This is a genomic window from Paenibacillus sp. FSL R7-277, from assembly GCF_000517965.1.
GTDB classification, from domain to species: domain Bacteria; phylum Bacillota; class Bacilli; order Paenibacillales; family Paenibacillaceae; genus Paenibacillus_AQ; species Paenibacillus_AQ silagei.
The window spans coordinates 93,114-111,351 of the sequence record NZ_ASPX01000008.1; the positions used below are offsets into that span (position 1 = coordinate 93,114).

An 18,238-nucleotide genomic window follows, 5' to 3' on the forward strand; every position below is an offset into this window, starting at 1 on the left:
CTTCCCTCCTAAGTTGCAAATCACATAGTAATAGTTTAATCGTTCTTAGGTAGGGTGGCAAACAAAGATCAACTTTTCCGCTATGTAAATAACTCCCTTAAGAGGAAGCCTTAATTGTCCTTCTGTTCAACCTGCCTCATGGCTTACGAAAAGTAATGCAATACATCAGGCCCTTGCACACTTCCTTGTACGCTACCTCCAGCATCTCCGGCGGAATCAGCCCAAGCATCTCCGGCATGTCCGCTCCCTCTGCAAAATATCCCTTAACCACCGGCACCTTCCCGTACGTTCCCTTCACCAGCTTCTTCGTCTCATCGGCAATCATCAGCTTTGTGCCCGGCTTCGCCACCCGGATCATCTCCAGTACCGCAGCACGCGGATCACTGAAATAATTGATTCCGCCAACATGGTACACGCAGTCAAAGCTGTTGTCCTGAAAAGGCAGCTCCTCAGCAGTCCCTTGGAACAGATGTGCCTCCAGCTTCCACCGCCGCAGATTGCGCACCGCCTGCTTCAGCATTCCGCTGGAAATATCCAGCCCGTACAGCTCGGCCTGCGCGTTCTCGGCCTTCATGTTAAGGTACGGGAAATTATCGCCGCTGCCCACCGAGGTCTCCAGCACACGCTCACCGCCGCGCAGCTCAAGCGCAGACAGGAATTGCTCTCTATAGCTGCGTTCTCCGCCGAACTTCAGCGCGAAATACAGCTTGTTGGACAGCCGGTAGAAACGGGCAATCCGGTTGTACAGCTCCAGGTACTTCCGGTTACTGCCTGCGGCATCCGCTTCCTCCATAAAAGCCAGATACCCGTGCTTCCACGGATACTGCCGTCCATTTGCCGGATTGAACGCCCCCATACTAACCAGCTTAAGCTCTTCATATGTATTCGGGTCCCTAAGCAGCTGATCATGCAGCATGAATATCCTCCTCTTTCCTGACACTGTACAGTTCCAGCCCGTACTCAATGATGTTCGTGAATATTCATTATATGCCTACAATTGGAAGCGGACATCAGTCCCGGGTCTGCCGCCGTCTCCGCCTTTGGTCGTACCCCACAGACTTAGATATACGACATTTTTTTATTTTTTTCGACAAAAAGTAACAACAAAATCAGCTCTCCAGCCGATGATATTCAATATAAGTATAAATAGCTTCACTATCTAATGGGGGGATTCACATGGCTAATGTTGTTCACAAGGCAATTTCCAGGCTCCGGTTCAAAAGCATACGTATGAGAACATTTGCATTCATCCTGCCCATCTTTCTGATCACGCTGGTGCTGGTCGCTCTGTTGTCGTACATGTATTCCAAAAGCATTATCCAGCGCGAGGTTAAGCAAAAAATGAATGTGCAGATATCGGATATTTCTAACGAAATTAATGCGAACTTAAATGTCCACAGCAAGGTTCCCGAGGTTCTGGCAAGGACGCTGGAGAGTCACGCTGCGGAATTCACACTGGATCAATACCGGACAATGCTGTCTAGTGCGCTGAAGGCTAATCCGGATACATATGGTGTGGGTATTTATTTTGAACCCGGACGGTATGACAGCAAGCTGAAGTACTTCTCCACCTATGCCCACCGAGACGGCGACAAAATTGTGACAACCGAGCAGTACAATGACCCCGATTATAATTATCACGGGCAGAACTGGTACACTATCGGCAGAGACCATGCAGCGTTTACAGATCCATTCTACGACACGATTACAGGGACAACGATGGCTACGTTTACTGTTCCTTTCCGGGATACCACGAATACCTTGCTGGGTGTCATGGCCGGCGATATCGATCTCAAGACGCTGCAGAGCAGGATCGAACAGACCAAGGTGGGGAATACAGGCTGGGCCTTCCTGCTGGACAAGCAGGGGAATTACATTGCCGGACCGGATGCCGGGAAGAATATGCAGCTGAAAATAACAGATGAAAAAAGCGCAAGTCTGTCCGCAGCGGGAGCAGAAATGCTTCAGCAGAATCAGGGGATGGTAACCTATGCCGATTCCGGCGGGACCATCCAGATGTATTATGAAAAGCTGCCGGATACCGGCTGGACCGTGGGTCTTGCCATGCCGGAACAGGAACTGTATGCGCCGCTTAAAGGGCTGCTAAGGTCTATTCTGCTGGTTAGCTTTGCAGGTCTTATCCTGACGGTAGCAGCCGTATATCTATACAGCCGCTATATTACCCGTAAGCTGACTCGGGTCAATGAGATGTCCCGGCAGATGGCTGCCGGAGACTTCACCGGGAAGCTGGAGGTAGACAGTGAGGATGAATTCGGCAATATGGCCGGGCATTTGAACCAGATGATTACCAATTTGAGCAGACTCCTGGGGACCATTGCCGATCACTCGCTGCAAGTCGCCTCGACCTCGGAGGAATTAATGTCTAGCGCCAACCAGACCAATCACACCACAGAGGCTATTGTGGAGAATATTCAGGATCTGTCAGCCGGAGCGGATCAGCAGATGCAGTCCACCCGCGAGTCTGCAAGGGCGATGGAGGAGATGGCCGCCGGTGTGCAGCGGATCGCGGAGGCCTCAATGGACACCGCAGCAGCGGCTGGGCGGGCGGCAGGCCAGGCGCAGAACGGGTATTCCGTCATTACGGAGGCCGTGGACCGGATGGAAGAGATGGAGCGGACCGCCGCAGATGCTTCCAGCATGATTACCTCTCTTAGCGCACAATCCCAGCAGATCGGCAACATCATTGGTCTGATCAAAGGCATCAGCGATCAGACCGGCATGCTGGCCTTAAACGCGGCGATTGAGGCTGCCAGAGCGGGCGAATACGGGCGGGGCTTCTCCGTGGTTGCCGGTGAGGTGAAGAAGCTGTCCGAGCAGACAGCCGAAGCCGCCGGGCATATCAGCACCCTGATTCTTGAGATCCAGCAGGGCAACCGTGCTGCATCCGATGCGGTGCTGGCGAATGCCGGTGCCGTTCAGGAAGGCTCGCGGATGGTAGGCGAGGCCGGGCGTCTGTTCACGGATATTCTCGGCGGCATCGGCGAGATTAACACCCAGGTTCATGAGATGTCTGCTTCCTCCGAGCAGCTGCTGGCCGGAACCGAGGAACTAACCTCCTCGGTGGCGGAGATGGCAGAAGTGGCCAGGCAGGCCGCAGAGCGTTCCCAGAGCGCTGCCGCGGCCTCCGAGGAGCAGCTCGCCTCCATGCAGGAGGTTGCCGCAGCCTCTACCGAGTTGGCGAAAATGGCCGATGGGCTACAGCAGGCAGTGGCCACGTTCAAGGTTAACTAACATGCATGTATAACCCCCTGACAGGTCCCTTTGGACTGGCGCAGGGGGTTATTTATATAGATTCGCTCCCCTTCCTCCCCTTCAAAAAAGCCACCACCTCCCGGTTGACCCGCTCCGGCTGCTCGTGATTCACGCCGTGACCGGCGTCCGGGATGACCGTGTAGCGGAACCCGCCAGCGTCCAGTGTTCTGGTGAACTCCCGCTTCTGCTTCAGCTTATAATCTCCCAGCAGGAAGTATAGCTGATCTTGGAACGTAACCGCTTTTTCTTGTTCGTAGGGCTGAAGCTTATGGGCGAACATCGCCTGCTGGTTATGATTCTGCATTAACAGCACCAGATGCTCCCCGACTTCGGGATGCTTGTCGAACAGGCCTGAGGCCGGGGAGCTGAGCTTGCGGGCTGCCCTGAGCAGATTGCTGCGCGTAGGAACAAGAATCTCCGGGAACATCATCATCAGCGTATGTATCATGCTTTTAATTGGAGAAATGATTATTCCTCCCTCCATGCAGACAGCCTTCAGCGCTCTTCCCGGCCCGTTCACCATGTAATTGAAGGCCATATATGCTCCGTTTGACACTCCTGCCACACAGAATTGGTCAAGCTTCAGCCCATCTGCGACCTTGTTAATCCAATCCACCTGGTCAAAGGTCCGTTTATGGAACAGCTCACCTGGAACACTCTTCCCCGGTCCTCCCAGCGTATCTATCGCAATGCAGCGGAAATGCCGGGACAACTCCTTCATATTCAGCAGCCACATCACGGCCGAATTATCGCCTACCCCGTGTAATAGGAGCAAGGGCGGTGACTCCGGCTCTCCCGCTGTTATACAATGAGTTGTCCCATAAGGGGTCTCCACATCAAGCTCCTGAAATTCCGTCCCCCACGCGTCAAGAAGCTCGTTATAGGACTTTAGAACCTGCTCTTTGCCGGACTCACTTTTAAATACCTTGATCATTTTCATACTCCACCTTCCGGTACTTCATTATTCAAAAAAACGGACATCTCCCAAAGGAAGACATCCGCTTGATATAATCGTGCTGGATTAATTGCTCTTGCGGTGGCGGCCTCTCATATACTCATTAATCTTGAGATCCAGCAAGCTGCTGATTGCTATTACATTATCCGAGGTAAAGGACTTCTCCTGCATAAAGAGCTGTTCCATTCTGCTGCGGAGCATCTGAATTTCATCTTCCAGCGAGAGCCTGCGTGCATTCGCATCTTCTCTGGCAGGAGGTCGCCCGCTTCCGGAGCCACATTTCCCGCCAAAGGAGGATAAGTAATAATCTGCGCTCAGCACAATCACCCTTCCTGATGTAGTATTGCGCGTCATCCAGATAAGAACTGTGTGGTTCTATGCAACCAGATATGAAGCGCCTTTATTCCCGGAATAAGAGGTCCATGTAAGTGTATTACAGGTGTTTCTTGTCCTTAGAGTAAAATAATACCATATCAGAAGGTGATCGGCTATAGTTCTATTTACTTCTTTGTCGAGCCTTGTCAGGCCCCTTCCCGGGCCAGCTGTGAGACAAATGCCCCAATTCGCTCAACCGCTTCATTCAACTGGGACACCGAGGTGGCATAGGAGCAGCGCAGATAGCCTTCTCCGCCCAGACCGAAGACACTTCCCGGAACGGCGGCGACCTTATATTCAAGCAGCAGACGCTGGGCGAACTGGTCGGAGGTCAGGCCGGTGGCCTGGATACTAGGGAATGCATAGAAGGCACCCTGCGGCTCATGACACTCAAGTCCCGCCTCCCGCAGCCCCTTGACAATCAATCGGCGGCGCTGGTTATAAGAGTCTGTCATGCGGTCCTTCTCTTCCATTCCGTTGGTAAGGGCCTCCAGCGCAGCCACCTGGCCCATCGAAGGCGCACACATGACGGTATACTGGTGAATCTTCAGCATGGCTGAGATCAGGTCCGGGTGACCGCAGGCATAGCCCATCCGCCAGCCGGTCATGGCGAAGGCCTTGGAGAACCCGCTGACCAGGATCGTCCGGTCAAGCATCCCCGGCAGCGAAGCGAAGCTGACATGGTTGCTTCCATACGTAAGCTCGGCATATATCTCATCCGAGATGACGATAAGATCATGCTTCTCTACCACCTTGGCAATCGGCTCCCAATCTTCACGGCTCATGATGGCACCCGTCGGATTGCTTGGATAGCAGAGAATCAGAATCTTCGAGCGCGGGGTAATCTTGGCCTCCAGATCCTCGGCAGTCAGCTTGAAGTTATTCTTCCCGAAGGTCTCAATGCCTACCGGAATACCGCCGCCGATAGCCGTAATCGGAGAATAAGAGATGTAACATGGCTCGGGTATCAGAATCTCGTCTCCTGGAGAGATCAGGGCACGCAGAGCCAAATCAATGGCCTCGCTGCCGCCGACTGTGGCGATAATCTGATTCGCCGGATCATACTTCACGGCGAAGCGGGTCTCCAGATACTCGGCAATCCCCTCGCGGAGCTCGGGCATTCCGGCATTAGAGGTGTAACCGGTGAAGCCTCGTTCGAGCGAATAGACGCAGGCCTCTCTCACATGCCAGGGCGTCTTGAAGTCCGGCTCGCCGACACCGAGCGAGATAATATCCTTGCTGCCTGCCGCCAGATCAAAAAACTTGCGGATGCCCGAAGGCTGAATCTGCTGGACCAGCGGGGCCAAATAAGAGTTCATCGACTTGCCTTTATCTCCTGTGTGCTGAGCGTTATTAATGATCATGACATTACATCCTTCACGGAGATATCATCAGACGGTTGTCTTCCTCATGCTCTTCAAAGATGATACCGTCCTGTTTGTATTTTTTGAGCGTAAAGTTCGTCTTGGTAGAGAGCACAGCATCAATCGGTGACAGCTTCTCAGACACAAAATTAGCGACCTCGCGCAGATTGCGTCCTTCCACTTCCACCAGCAGATCGTAAGCGCCGGACATCAGATAGACGGATTTAACCTGCGGATACAGATAGATCCGTTCGGCAATGCCCTCGAAGCCGCGGCCCCGTTCCGGGGTAATCTGCACCTCGATCAGCGCCGTCACCCGTTCATCATCGACTTTGTCCCAATTGACTACCGTCGCGTATTTCACAATGACATGATCCTGCTCCATTTCAGCGATCACGGTCTTCACATCTTCTTCCTCTGCACCAAGCAGGGTCGCCATTAATGCCGTTGAGCTTCGCGCGTCCTCCTTGAGCAGTTCCAGCACTTTCCTCTTCAATTCATTCATTCTCAGGGCCTCCTGCAAAAAAGAGTTTAGTATTAATATGACATGAAAAGTACCGTTCTGCAAACAAAATAACCCCGCCGAGGCGGGGCTATTTGACTTCATTCCCTTTATAGTTTCTCCTGCATGGCCGGGTAAGCGCTCTAATGCTTCACAGGGCCATCGCCAGGGTTACATATAATAGGAACCGTTATGATGCTGCTGGACGTTCGGCTGATGCTGCGAAACATTCGAGTTCTGGTTATACGCTCCTGCCCCGCCTGTTTTCTCACGCACGAACTGCTGCAGCTTCTGCTGGGTCTGCTGGGCACTCTGAATCTGCTTGTCCACATCCTGGCGCAGCGCTTTGCCCGGAACGGTGTACATGTTCATTTGCGACATCTGCATATACAGTTCTCCCTGAATTCTGAGGGTATCCATGGTCAAATCATTGAATACCCGTCTGACGGCGGGACAATTCGATTCTGTAGCTGCTGTGGTGTACTCGCGGACAGTCCGCTTCAGATCAGCCAAAATTGTGTTCAGTAAATCTTCATCCGCCATAAACGGTGTTCCATTCTGTGCGTACACAGTAAAACCTCCTTCAAAGTTTGTGGGTTCTGTTATTGCGGCTGTGATGGTGCGTACTGCTGATGCTGATGGAGCAGCTGGACCAGCATATCCATGTGATGGGTATGACTCTGAATCTGCTGGATGCAGATCCCCTGCACGGCAGAGTTCTGAGTGGTTCCGGCTGTAGCCGCGAGCTGCTTAATCAGCAAATCCTCATTGGAAATGGAATCGGCAATGTATTCCAATTCTTTTCCGCTAAGTGCCTGCATTTGGTTAGATTGCATGTTCGGTAGTCCCTCCTTCTGGTTGTTCAAGCGTTCCTTAGTATGCTTCCGGAGAAGGCTGTTTATGTGCCCGAAGGTACATTAAGCTAGCTCACATATGATGAATAATCCTTAAGGTCTTGACGCATGAGACTCTTCAATAGTGCAAATAATACTACTCTGAATGACATAAAGGAGCGAACAGATCTATGAAACTCGTCAGCGGGCAACTGCCCTGGGAACACACACTGCCCAAGCCTCCGGTATATCCGGTGCTTGAGGAAGATATAACCTGCGACTGTCTCATTGTAGGCGGCGGGATGGGCGGAGCGATGATGTCTTACCGCATGTCCCTCAGTGGAGCAGATACCGTTCTTATCGATAAAAGAACGATCGGTACCGGAAGCTCCCACGCCAATACGGGACTGCTGCAGATCGCCAATGACAAGTCGCTGACAGCTTGCATGAATACTTTCGGGGAAGAGAATGGCGTGTTGTTCTACAAGCTGTGCCAGCAGGCCATGCGTGCGATTCTTGCCCTGCCCGGGAAGCTGGACATCGATCCGCAGATCATCGAACGTACCAGTCTGCTCTATGCCAGCGTCCCGGAAGATGTGGATATGCTGAAGCAGGAGAATGAGAATCTGATCAAGCACGGCTTCGATTCGGAGTTCTGGGAGGCGGAGAAGATCCGCGCCCATTACGCCTTCTCCAAACCAGGTGCGCTGTATTCCAAAGGAGATGCGGAAACCAATCCGCTGCGGACGGTACACAGCCTGATTCATAAAGCGCACTCCGGCGGGGTAAGGGTCTATGAGCATACCGAAGCCCTTCATTATGAGTACAATCCAGACGGCGTAATCTGTCATACCGGACAGGGGCGGATTGTTGCAAAGAAAGTCGTCTTTGCTATGGGGTACGAGACCCAGGAGATGAAGAAGGACCGGGGAGCAGAGCTGATCAACACCTATGCTATTATGACCGAGCCTCTGCCACATCTTCCAAAATGGCATGAGCAGAGCCTGCTCTGGGAAACGGCCCGGCCTTATCTGTATTTCCGGACTACCCCGGAAGGCCGGATTATCGCCGGCGGCAAGGATGAGCAGCTTACCAGCGTGGAGCGGCGTGAGGTAAGGGTCCTCTCCCAGTGTGAGCGTCTGGTCGAGGAGCTTACGGCCCTATTCCCGGAACTTCAAGGAATCAAGGCCGAATATTCCTGGGGAGCGGTCTTCGGCTCCACCCGTGACGGACTGCCTTATATGGGGCCGCACCCGGAATTCCCGCATTGCTACTTCATTGAAGGCTATGGCGGAAACGGCACGGTCTACAGCATGATTGCCGCCGAGCTGCTTGCCGATACGCTGGCCGGCAAAAGCCGTCCGGAGCTGGAGCTGTTCTCGCTGACCCGGTCGGCCAAGCCTGCGCCCTCCCCGGCGATACAGCCTTAGAGCATCAACACAGAAAGGGATGCCCGCATAGCCTGATGGCTGCGGAGCATCCCTTTTACATGAGAACAATATAGAATAATAGCTTATTGCGCTTTTACAAATTCAGCCGACTTAATCCCTGCCTGACGTCCGAAGATAATAATCTCGGCTACCGAGTTACCGCCGATGCGGTTCTCACCATGCAGCCCGCCGACCACTTCTCCTGCCGCGAACAGGCCCGTAATCGCCTTGCCGTCTTTGTTCAAGACCTCAGTGTTGGTGTTGATCACCACTCCGCCCATCGTATAGTGAATTCCAGGGCCGATCTGAATCGCATAATACGGAGCACCGGACAGATCATTATCCATACCGGTTGTTCTGCCGAACTCGGCATCCGACTTACTTTTCACCGCACTGTTCCATGTTTCCACGGTGGTCTTAAGTGCAGCGGCTGGAACCTTCATCTGATCCGCCAGTGCCTCGATAGTATCTGCGGTCTTGACTACACCCATCTTGATGTATTGATCTACCGCCTTGACACGCGATTTCACTCCGGCGTCGAACACGAGATAAGCAGATTTCTCAGGAAGTGTATTAATTGAAGCCGTCACCTTGTCACGGGTATCCATCTCATTGCCGAAGCGCTTGCCCTCAGCAGATACAAGAATAGCCCCTTCTCCCCGGACCGCTTCACCAATCAGGTAGGATTTCTCCTGCTGTACAGTCGGGTGAACCTGAATCTGATCCAGGTCTACGGTAGTTCCGCCGACCTTCTCAATCATGGCAATGCCGTCGCCGGTGCTGCCAATCTGGTTGGTCGTTACCAGTCCTTGCAGATCCGGGCGAACCTTGGCAATCAGTTCCTTGTTGGCACCGAAGCCCCCGGTAGTTACGATAACTGCTGCTGCGCTGATCGTTTTGTCATCGGCCTGGTTGAACAGCACCTTCACGCCGTTCACCTTACCATCCTGTACCGTAAGCTCCTTCACATCCGCATTGACGAACAGCGGAATTCCCTGCTCCTGAACATTGCGGACAAGTCCTGCTACAAGATATTGTCCCACGGCCGAGCCGTCCTCCGGACGATGGGTACGCTTCTCCTTCATTCCGCCGGTAATCGTAATATTGTTCAAGCGGATTCCGATGGAATCGAGCCAGTCAATGGCCCCTGCGGATTGATCCACGAAGAAGTGCAGCAGCTCCTTATTGTTCGTATCATGTCCGCCCTTAAGGGTCTCTTCATAGAACAGTTCGTTGCTGTCTTCGATGCCCTGCTCCTTCTGGAACTTGGTCTGCGAGGCATTCATTCCCGAGGAGGATTTCGTAGTATTGCCGCCAGCTACCGGCATCTTCTCCAGGATGACCGGGTTCATGCCGGCCGCTTTGGCTTCCAGTGCAGCAGACATTCCCGCACCGCCCGCGCCGACGATGACGATATCATATTTATCTTTTAACTGATCATACGGAGTATAGCTCGCTTCGGATGCCCCCGATACGGCCTCTGCTGTCTCTTTAGGTGTAGCCGTTGCTGCAGGCTCTGTGGTCGCGCTGTTTGTTCCCTTGCTCTCATTCTTGCTGCTGCCCGCATTGTTGTTTCCGCAGCCTGCAATGACCAGCATCACGGAGAGAATGAGGATAAGCGCCGCTGTTAATCTCTTATTCATGTGAGTTGTGCCCCCTTGTGCATATTTTCACAATTATCATAGCGCCAAAGAAGCGGTTTGTGGAACCTTCCGTAAATTATTAAAGAGTTTTGTAACTAAAGTAAGCGGGTATGCAGACCTTAAATGTTCACACACCCTCCTCCTCCTTCACCTCATAAGGCACATCCACGATAAAATGTGCTCCCGGCCCGCAGCCGGCGGCAAGCTCAAGATGACCCCCCAGTTTGTCTACACTTTTCTTCACCAGATATAGGCCGATTCCCCGCTGTTCACCCTTGGAGGAGTAGCCCTGAACGAAGATCTTCTCCCCCAGGCCCGCCGGAATTCCCGGACCGTTGTCGCTAACCTCGCATAGCAGCCGCCCTTCTTCATATTGAAAAGCAAGCTCCACCCGCTTCACGGGTTGCTCACAGAGCTCCCCCAGCGCCTCCAGAGCATTATCCAGCAGATTGCCGGCAATCGTAATCAGCTCATGAATCACCTGCGGATCAGCCGGCTCCGGCAGATAGCTGTCTCCGGTCAGCAGCAGCTCCATCCCCGCTTCGCGTGCCCGGCTCAGCTTCCCCAGCAGAAATCCGGCCAGCACCGGGTCCTTGATCTGTCTTGTGATCGACCCGATCTCCTTCTGGTAATTGCTTACCGTTCCCAGAATATATTGCTGCAGCTCATCATACAGGCCCATATGCGTCATGCCCATAATGACATGCAGCTTGTTCATGAATTCATGGGCACCGGAGCGCAGCGCTTCTGCATAGACCGAGACTCCCGACAGCTTCTCCGCCAGCACAGCCAGCTCGGTTTCATCCCGGAAGGTAGCAATCGCGCCAACGATGTTCCCGTTCACCCGGACTGGCAGGCTGTTCACCAAAAGAGAGCTGTCTCCCAGCTCCAGCTCCCGGTCCTGTATCCCCTCTCCCTCAGCCAATACCTGCTCAAGACCCAGCTCCGGCCAATACTCGGCAATCTGCCGGTTCATGGCGCTCCCACCAATCCCCGCTGCCCGCAGAAGCCGCTGTGCTTCCATATTAAGGATGGTAATTCGCGCCTCCTGATCTACGGCAATAATTCCCTCACGCGTGGATTCCAGCATCGCACTGCGTTCCTGGAGCAGCTTGGAGATGTCCTCCGGCTCCATCCCGAACACCATCCGCTTGATCCGGGCCGCCAGAATGAATGCTCCTCCCGCTCCAAACAAGGCTCCCGAGACCAGAATCGCAATAATCGTCCACTCATTCATCAGGACCAGCCGCTCGACCCGCTCCAGGGACAGACCGGCAATGACCACACCCACCTGATGCCCCCTGTTGTTATAGACCGGCACGAAGCCGCGCAGGGATCTGCCGAGCGGACCAGCCCCTTCGGAGATGCTCTCCCCTCCGCGCAGCGATATCTCCTGGCCGCCTCCCGCAAAGGGCAGACCGACCAGCGAAGCATCCGGATGAGAATAGCGGATTCCCTTCATATCTGTCACGACCACGAACATAATATCATTGCGGCGGGCGATCCTTGAGGTGTAGTCCTGAATCTCCTTGCTGTTGCCCTCACTGAGTCCCTCAGAGACCAGCGGAATCAGGGCGATGGTACGGGCAATCGTAATCGCCTTATCCTCCAGCGCCTGCCGGGTCTGCGGAATAATCTGATTCCGGAAAATAAAATATAAAATCAGCAGTACCAGCAGGACAACGGCAGACACCATGACGGCAATCATTGTGCGCAGACTGAAGCTTTTTTTCCTGGCCACTGGTGCGAAGACCTCCCTTCATGTCCCATATTCCTATACCATTCGAACTATATTATTTGAACTAGAATTTGTAAAGCTACTCCAGAGTGATCGTTTCTAGGGATGGAACTATGCAGCAAGCCCAGCCGTTCTGCCGGAGACAGGAGGGCTGGGCTTGCTGGAATGAACTTTTCACAACTCTTGTATAGACAAATAGATGATAGCTTACTGCTTCTTGGCCTGTTCCAGCGCCTGGGTCACCGCTTCAATAATTCCGCCGCTGGAGCCGGAAGCCCCGGAGAGGGCGTCTACGCCTTCTGTGGTTTGCTTTTCAATAATTTCAGGAATCGTATTCTCTACAGCCGCATCGATCATCGCCTGCGTCTCCTTATGCTCCTGTACGGTAATGGCGTCGATCTTCTCATCTTTGATCTCTACCGCCACTTTAATATCACTCTTAACCCCTTTGCCTGTTCCATCATATGTCCCGTCCACATACTTGCCGGAAGATGATGAGCATCCAGCTGTTAGTACTGTTGCAGCCGCGAGGGCAGAGAACAGCAAGGTTTTTGTCCACTTGTGCATGAATAATTCCTCCTTCTGAAAGTTCCTATTTCTTAAGTGCCTTCACAGCTTCATCCGCTGCGATCCGCCCGAAGGTAGTGATGTCCGCCAGTGCATTACCGCCCAGACGGTTCGCGCCGTGTACTCCGCCGGTTACTTCGCCCGCAGCATACAGCCCGGCAATGACCTGATCCTTGGTATCCAGCACCTGAGCCTGGGTGTTAATCGCTACTCCGCCCATGGTATGGTGAATTCCCGGTGTTACCTGAATTGCATAATATTTACCCTTTTCAAAAGACAGCTTAAGATCCGGCCGTTCAAACTCTGTATCCTTGCCGGAAGCAACGAAGCCATTATACGTTTTCAGTGTATCCGCAAGCGCTTTGCCATCTACACCAATCTGTGCCGCCAATTCTTCAGGTGTTGCCGCTTCTTTGACCAGATCCATTCCAAAGTAAACCTCAGTTGCCTTCAGGTTCGCACGCAGCTCATCATTGAAGATCAGGTAAGCTACTTTACCGGATTGGGCCAGAATATTCTGGGACACGACATCGCGGGTCAGCAGTTCATTCGTGAATCGCTTGCCTTCGCTATTGACCAGAATCGCACCGTCTCCCCGTACCCCTTCCGTGATCAGCACGCCTTGATTCGGAATGGTGGTCGGATGAATCTGAATCTCCTTCATGTCTACCAGCTTGGCACCGATCTTCTCGGCCATCGTTGTACCATCTCCGGTTGCGCCCGGGTGGTTAGTGGTAGAGAACCCTTCCAGCTTCGGCTGGTACCCCTTGATCATGTCCATGTTAGCTCCAAAACCGCCAGCCGCCAGGATAACGGAATTCGCACTAATCGTGTACTGCTTGCCATCCTTATCCGTCACCTTCACTCCGGTAACCACACCGTCCTTGTTCTTGACGATCTCATCGGCAGTCGTCCGCAGGCGCACATCAATCTTGTACTCCTCCAGCTTCTTCTTCAGCGCGACTACGATGAAATTCCCTGCCGCTTCCCCGCCTGCCGGACGGTGAATCCGGTTCACGCTTGCCCCGCCTGCGCGTCCCACTTCAGACAGCTCGGCTCCATTCTCCTTCAGCCACTCCACCGAAGCCGCCGCACCGTTCGTAAGTGTTCTGACCAGATCCGGGTTGTTCAGGTTCTTGCCGCCCTTCATGGTATCCTCGAAATGCAGCTCCGGACTGTCTGTAATGCCAGCCGCTGCCTGATAAGGTGTTCCTGCCGCATTCAATCCGCCTTCCGCACGGACGGTGTTGCCTCCAAGCATAGGCATTTTTTCGATCAATATCACTTTGGCTCCCTGATTATGCGCTTCAATGGCAGCAGTCATTCCCGCGCCGCCGCCGCCGATAATAACAATGTCCGTAGACTCCCCTTTGGTGCTGTTACATGCAGGCAATACCACCAGACTTGCCAGCAGCAACCCCTTGCCCAGCAGACTTCCCCATCTCTTTCTGTTCATTCAGTTCTCCTCCAATTGTTATTGTGCATATTTTCACAATCATCATAACCTGAAGGATCCCTGACAAGAATATTTAGTAATTAAAGAAATGATAAAGTAAATAAAGGTAGTGAATTTGCTTGAATGTGTTTATAGATTTATAATTGGAGCTTATACAACCGTATCACTAGGAGGAACAGAAACTATGGAAAAAAGCGAAAAATATTGGCTGGCCGGTGCTGTTCTGGCAGCAGCCGGTGTCTCCCTGATGAGCTACACCGCGAGCCGCTATACTTCATTCAAAAGAGTAGTTACCCGAACCATCCATCTGGAAGATATCGCCGCTCTGGAAATTACCCGCCTATCTTCTGTTCCCGGTGAACAGAAGGATATTGTGCTTACTGAGCCGGAAGCGATTAAGCGGATCTACGATGATTTCTCCAGCGTCCGCCTGATGAAATCCGCCCGCAATGTGAGCACAGAGAACAAGTACAGCTATTACATTACCATCGTCCAGGCCGACCGGAAGCAGCGGTTCGACATTATTTTGAAGGGCAAGCATCACATGATTATCTACGACAATGACATGAACAACCCGCACCTGGTAGCCTATAAAATCATTAACGAGTTCAGTCCGCTGGCTCTGCAGCAGGCCTTCGATTGATTCTGCGCCGCTAATGTATGGCATAGCTTAATAACCTTCACAGCTAATGTGACGGCTATATGGAGTCATGGAACGCCTGGGGCAGCCTCGGGACACCTTGACTCCGTTTTATTTTAAGAGAACACTTATAGATATTTACGGATAAGCTCATACCCTTCGGGTCTCACCTTATACATATACACCGGCCTGCCTACCGCCCCGTAGCTAAGCTCCATTTCCAGAATACCTGCCTCCGTCAGAAAAGCCAGATATTTGCGGACCGAGATCCGCGAGATGGGCGCATGACTGCTGATATCCTCCGTGGAGAACACCGGGCTCTCCAGCCGGTTAATTGTGCTCCAGATGCTCTCCAGTGTGCCTTCGGCAAGCCCTTTGGGCAGCGGCAGGGCAGCGTACTTCTCCTCTTCCGTCCCGAGCGAATGCCGCAGCAGCTTATCCAGCTGCTCCTGGCTTAGATGCTCCTTGTGCATCAGCTTATAATCTTCACGATACGCCGACAGTGCCGCCTGAAACCGGGCAAACTCGAACGGCTTGATCAAATAATCCACGGCCCCGTTCTGCAGTGCCTTGCGGATGCTCGCATTATCACTGGCGGCGGAGATCACAATGATATCCACCTTGCTCCCCTGCTCCCGCAGAGCAGAGAGCAGCTGGAGCCCGCTTACACGTGGCATATAAATATCCAGCAGCACCAGATCTACCTGCTGCTCCTCCAGCATAGTTCTCGCTTCATCCCCTGTCGCCGCCCAGCCCGCATACTCAAAACCCGGAACCTGCTCCAGATAATGCCGGTTAAACTTCGCCACCATCGGGTCATCTTCAACGATTAGTACTTTAATGTTCATGGGGTCTCCTTGTCTTTTGTGCAACTATAACTACATATAACTACAACTAATATAACATTGCGGCGGAGAATTTTGGAGGGAGGTGTGCTGTGACAAAGAATCAAAACTAACAAAAAGGCACCAATTCGAGAAATTACCCGAACGGTGCCAAAAAAATTAAAACCCCAAAGATTCACCAACGAGGATAACCTTTATTCTCCCCGCTGTTTTACACATTCTTGTTTCGACGATGTAAGAACAGATACAATCCTCTGATTTACAATCTGCACAAGCACCATTGATTAGGCAGGGCGTTTTTTGCGGTGAATGTAAAAATGGGCTGGACGAACTCGAAAGACGGTTTGCGTTAATGGGAGCGGCATAGGTTCTGGCTCTGATCACTGCATCTTCAGCGGTCTTGCACACCTTATTCATCCCCACGACAGCAACCACACTTCTCGGTCCAAAAGTAACCGCTGCCGCCCGATTGCCCACACTGTCGATATTGACCAGTATCCCATCTTCACTAACCGCGTTGAAGCTGGTTAAATAGGTGTCGCACAAAAGAGATTGGCGCATGAGGTCATAACGCTCCTCCATCGTTTTTGCTGTATCACGGTCAATTATGGTATGGCTGCCTTGGCGTACACGATCAAGAAGCCCGATTTCCTCAAGCGTGACTGACCCGCCCCAAGATACCAAAGAATGTTCCGGAATTAAGGTTAGTGCCTTTTCCGCAGCTTCTATGGCGTTATCACAGTAATAGGCCTCAAATTTTCTGCTTTGCAGATTTTTCATAACCTTGGAGGCTAACAGCCGGTTTCTCGCTTTGATTGAATCTTCTTTCGTTTGCATTGCTCTTCCTCCGTTCTGACGTTAGACAAGGTGGCTAAACTTCGTGTGTATGTATGATTAATATAGTATAGTGGAAATAAAAAGGATGTTGCACATGCAACGCGAAGTCTCTCGGAATAACTTAGAATCCCTCTGTCAATCACGTTTATTTACAGGGATTGCTCCAGATGATATTCCCCAAATGCTTGAATGTCTGTCAGCCACACGCAAAGAATATGCAAAAGATGAGATGGTTGTCCGTGAGGGCGATTACGTTGATGATGTCGGCATCATCTTGCAGGGCCTCGCTCAAAGTACGAAATTGAACGTCAAAGGAAAACAAATTATTGTATCCCTCCATTACCCGGGTGGATATACCGCTGTTCTCACAGCTGCCAGCCGTGGAAGAAGATGCCCGATGTCAGTAAAGGCCATAGAACCGCTTGAGGTTCTGTTTATTCCTATCCAAAACATATTGAGCCGTTGCACGAAGCTATGTATGGGTCACGAACAATTACTTGGCAATCTGTTTGACAGTATCGCAGAACGGGCGTTAGAACTGCATGACCGGAATGATTGTCTGATTATGCCGACTATTCGGGATAAGGTTTTAACTTATTTAACAAGAGTTATGCGTGATGCTGGAACAGAAACTTTTACGATTCCCTTTGATCGGGAAGCGATGGCCGAGTATCTGGACGTAGACCGCAGCGCCTTGTCCAGAGAGCTGGCATGGATGAAGCGGGACGGCTTGATTGAGTTTTATAGGAATGAATTTAGGCTGTTACGAGAAGCAGTGGAAAGGGATTTTCGCTAACGGGGACGGGGCGGGTGTGGTCTTTGCTTATGTGAGGGTAGTCGTTATGGGGAATTCAGCGTTTTTCCAATCCTGTTCGTATAACATTGGGTATGGTTTTCTTTTCCATAGCCATCACTTTATCTGCTCCCAAATGATACTATTGAACCATCTGGGCTAAACCTAAAATGCCCTTTATTTAGATCAGTAAATCCATGCGATTATAGCCTCTATTCCATGTATATTTTTATCATGGTCTTCCTTTACTTCACAGGATACTCCCCTCAAGTTTTTTAACTTAATTAGACCATTATTCTTCCATCTTAGTTTAGGTAGGCAAAAAGAAACCTTGAAAGGCATGGAGCCAATCAAGGTTATAAAATTTACTTAATATTCCACAAATTCAACCATAATCTTCCCTTTATCAGTTTTGTACCATTTAGCAAAAACATAGCTTTCCATAAATTTAGAATAATGAGTTTCTTGATTGAGTGCTTCAATCAGTTCAATTTCTTTTGAAGGCTCTATTAACCAACCACTAAAATCCTCAATATACCAACCTGTTTCTGAATCAGTAAAATCATTTCCCTCACCAGTATCCATAATGAAAACTTTCTTTTGTTGCTTAGCTATGCTTTTCACAAATTCTAAATAATCATCCATTTAATTTAGCTCCTCTCCTGATTTGAAAGAAGTATTATTTATTCCATCTTTTAAAATCGTTACAAAATTCCCTTTTTTATCAGTGACTATAACTTCATTACCTTGTCTATAAAATACTGCTGGCCCTCTTCCCCTGGCATTAGGAGGTCCATCCCCTAAACCATTCCATGTCCCTGTTCGAATTTCATCAAGATTCCTTCTAATATCTTTAATGTGATTCCTTACCCATTGCCTACTATCACTTTTTTGGGGTCTAACCCATAGTCTTCCGGATTAATCGACCTCTTTAATGTATCGGCATAGCGTTATTTAGGTTATAAATTCAAGCATGGACTCGTTGAT

The 18,238-nt window shown here is 51.3% G+C and carries 18 protein-coding genes; 4 read left to right on the forward strand and 14 right to left on the reverse strand.

Annotated features, from left to right (window positions below; translation table 11 throughout):
- Positions 1-136: 136 nt before the first annotated feature.
- Positions 137-916, reverse strand: a complete 780-nt coding sequence (locus C173_RS03410) for a class I SAM-dependent methyltransferase (protein WP_235191747.1) — start codon at positions 914-916, stop codon at positions 137-139.
- A 314-nt stretch (positions 917-1,230) separates the two neighbouring features.
- On the opposite strand from C173_RS03410, the gene C173_RS03415 reads away from it, so the two are divergent.
- Entirely contained in the window at positions 1,231-3,252 is a 2,022-nt protein-coding gene (locus C173_RS03415; protein WP_235191748.1) for a methyl-accepting chemotaxis protein, read from the forward strand.
- A gap of 52 nt (positions 3,253-3,304) precedes the next feature.
- Here the strand turns inward: C173_RS03415 and C173_RS03420 are convergent, their stop codons facing one another.
- From C173_RS03420 to C173_RS03445, 6 genes are all read right to left on the reverse strand, one after another.
- A complete protein-coding gene (locus tag C173_RS03420) occupies positions 3,305-4,207 on the reverse strand; it encodes an alpha/beta fold hydrolase (RefSeq protein WP_036722491.1) in 903 nt (300 codons plus the stop codon).
- Between the two features lie 87 nt (positions 4,208-4,294).
- Positions 4,295-4,447 (reverse strand): aspartyl-phosphate phosphatase Spo0E family protein, encoded by a 153-nt coding sequence (locus C173_RS35450; RefSeq protein ID WP_076158970.1) that lies wholly within the window; start codon positions 4,445-4,447, stop codon positions 4,295-4,297.
- 302 nt (positions 4,448-4,749) lie between these two features.
- Positions 4,750-5,967 (reverse strand): aminotransferase class I/II-fold pyridoxal phosphate-dependent enzyme, encoded by a 1,218-nt coding sequence (locus tag C173_RS03430; protein WP_036696744.1) that lies wholly within the window; start codon positions 5,965-5,967, stop codon positions 4,750-4,752.
- A gap of 13 nt (positions 5,968-5,980) precedes the next feature.
- Positions 5,981-6,472: an Lrp/AsnC family transcriptional regulator gene (locus tag C173_RS03435; RefSeq protein ID WP_036696743.1), complete on the reverse strand. Its 492-nt coding sequence runs from the start codon at positions 6,470-6,472 to the stop codon at positions 5,981-5,983.
- A 168-nt stretch (positions 6,473-6,640) separates the two neighbouring features.
- Positions 6,641-7,039, reverse strand: coding sequence for a spore coat protein (locus C173_RS03440; RefSeq protein WP_051477789.1), 399 nt, complete (start codon positions 7,037-7,039; stop codon positions 6,641-6,643).
- 32 nt (positions 7,040-7,071) lie between these two features.
- A complete protein-coding gene (locus tag C173_RS03445) occupies positions 7,072-7,305 on the reverse strand; it encodes a hypothetical protein (protein ID WP_036696741.1) in 234 nt (77 codons plus the stop codon).
- A 188-nt stretch (positions 7,306-7,493) separates the two neighbouring features.
- Between C173_RS03445 and C173_RS03450 the strand changes: the two genes are divergently transcribed.
- A complete protein-coding gene (locus C173_RS03450) occupies positions 7,494-8,732 on the forward strand; it encodes an NAD(P)/FAD-dependent oxidoreductase (RefSeq protein WP_036722494.1) in 1,239 nt (412 codons plus the stop codon).
- A gap of 83 nt (positions 8,733-8,815) precedes the next feature.
- On the opposite strand, the gene C173_RS03455 is transcribed toward C173_RS03450, so the two are convergent.
- The 4 genes from C173_RS03455 to C173_RS03470 all read right to left on the reverse strand — a co-directional run bounded on the left by C173_RS03455 (position 8,816) and on the right by C173_RS03470 (position 14,136).
- The gene (locus tag C173_RS03455) at positions 8,816-10,375 is read right to left on the reverse strand and encodes a flavocytochrome c (RefSeq protein ID WP_036722495.1); all 1,560 of its coding nucleotides are present in this window, start codon (positions 10,373-10,375) and stop codon (positions 8,816-8,818) included.
- Positions 10,376-10,502: 127 nt separating this feature from the next.
- Positions 10,503-12,116: a DcuS/MalK family sensor histidine kinase gene (gene dcuS / locus C173_RS03460; RefSeq protein ID WP_036722497.1), complete on the reverse strand. Its 1,614-nt coding sequence runs from the start codon at positions 12,114-12,116 to the stop codon at positions 10,503-10,505.
- 204 nt (positions 12,117-12,320) lie between these two features.
- Positions 12,321-12,680, reverse strand: coding sequence for an FMN-binding protein (locus C173_RS03465; RefSeq protein ID WP_036722498.1), 360 nt, complete (start codon positions 12,678-12,680; stop codon positions 12,321-12,323).
- 25 nt (positions 12,681-12,705) lie between these two features.
- On the reverse strand, positions 12,706-14,136 hold the full coding sequence (locus tag C173_RS03470; RefSeq protein ID WP_036722500.1) for a flavocytochrome c: 1,431 nt from the start codon (positions 14,134-14,136) through the stop codon (positions 12,706-12,708).
- Positions 14,137-14,320: 184 nt separating this feature from the next.
- Here C173_RS03470 and C173_RS03475 point away from each other — a divergent pair, with 184 nt between their 5' ends.
- Positions 14,321-14,779, forward strand: a complete 459-nt coding sequence (locus C173_RS03475; protein ID WP_036722502.1) for a hypothetical protein — start codon at positions 14,321-14,323, stop codon at positions 14,777-14,779.
- Positions 14,780-14,904: 125 nt separating this feature from the next.
- Here C173_RS03475 and C173_RS03480 read toward each other — a convergent pair whose 3' ends face one another.
- Positions 14,905-15,624 (reverse strand): response regulator, encoded by a 720-nt coding sequence (locus tag C173_RS03480; protein WP_036722503.1) that lies wholly within the window; start codon positions 15,622-15,624, stop codon positions 14,905-14,907.
- 156 nt (positions 15,625-15,780) lie between these two features.
- Positions 15,781-16,458, reverse strand: coding sequence for a lactate utilization protein (locus C173_RS03485; RefSeq protein WP_036722505.1), 678 nt, complete (start codon positions 16,456-16,458; stop codon positions 15,781-15,783).
- A 94-nt stretch (positions 16,459-16,552) separates the two neighbouring features.
- Between C173_RS03485 and C173_RS03490 the strand changes: the two genes are divergently transcribed.
- A complete protein-coding gene (locus C173_RS03490; RefSeq protein ID WP_036722507.1) occupies positions 16,553-17,254 on the forward strand; it encodes a Crp/Fnr family transcriptional regulator in 702 nt (233 codons plus the stop codon).
- A 366-nt stretch (positions 17,255-17,620) separates the two neighbouring features.
- Here C173_RS03490 and C173_RS03495 read toward each other — a convergent pair whose 3' ends face one another.
- Positions 17,621-17,896, reverse strand: coding sequence for a hypothetical protein (locus C173_RS03495; protein WP_036722508.1), 276 nt, complete (start codon positions 17,894-17,896; stop codon positions 17,621-17,623).
- Between the last annotated feature and the right edge of the window lie 342 nt (positions 17,897-18,238).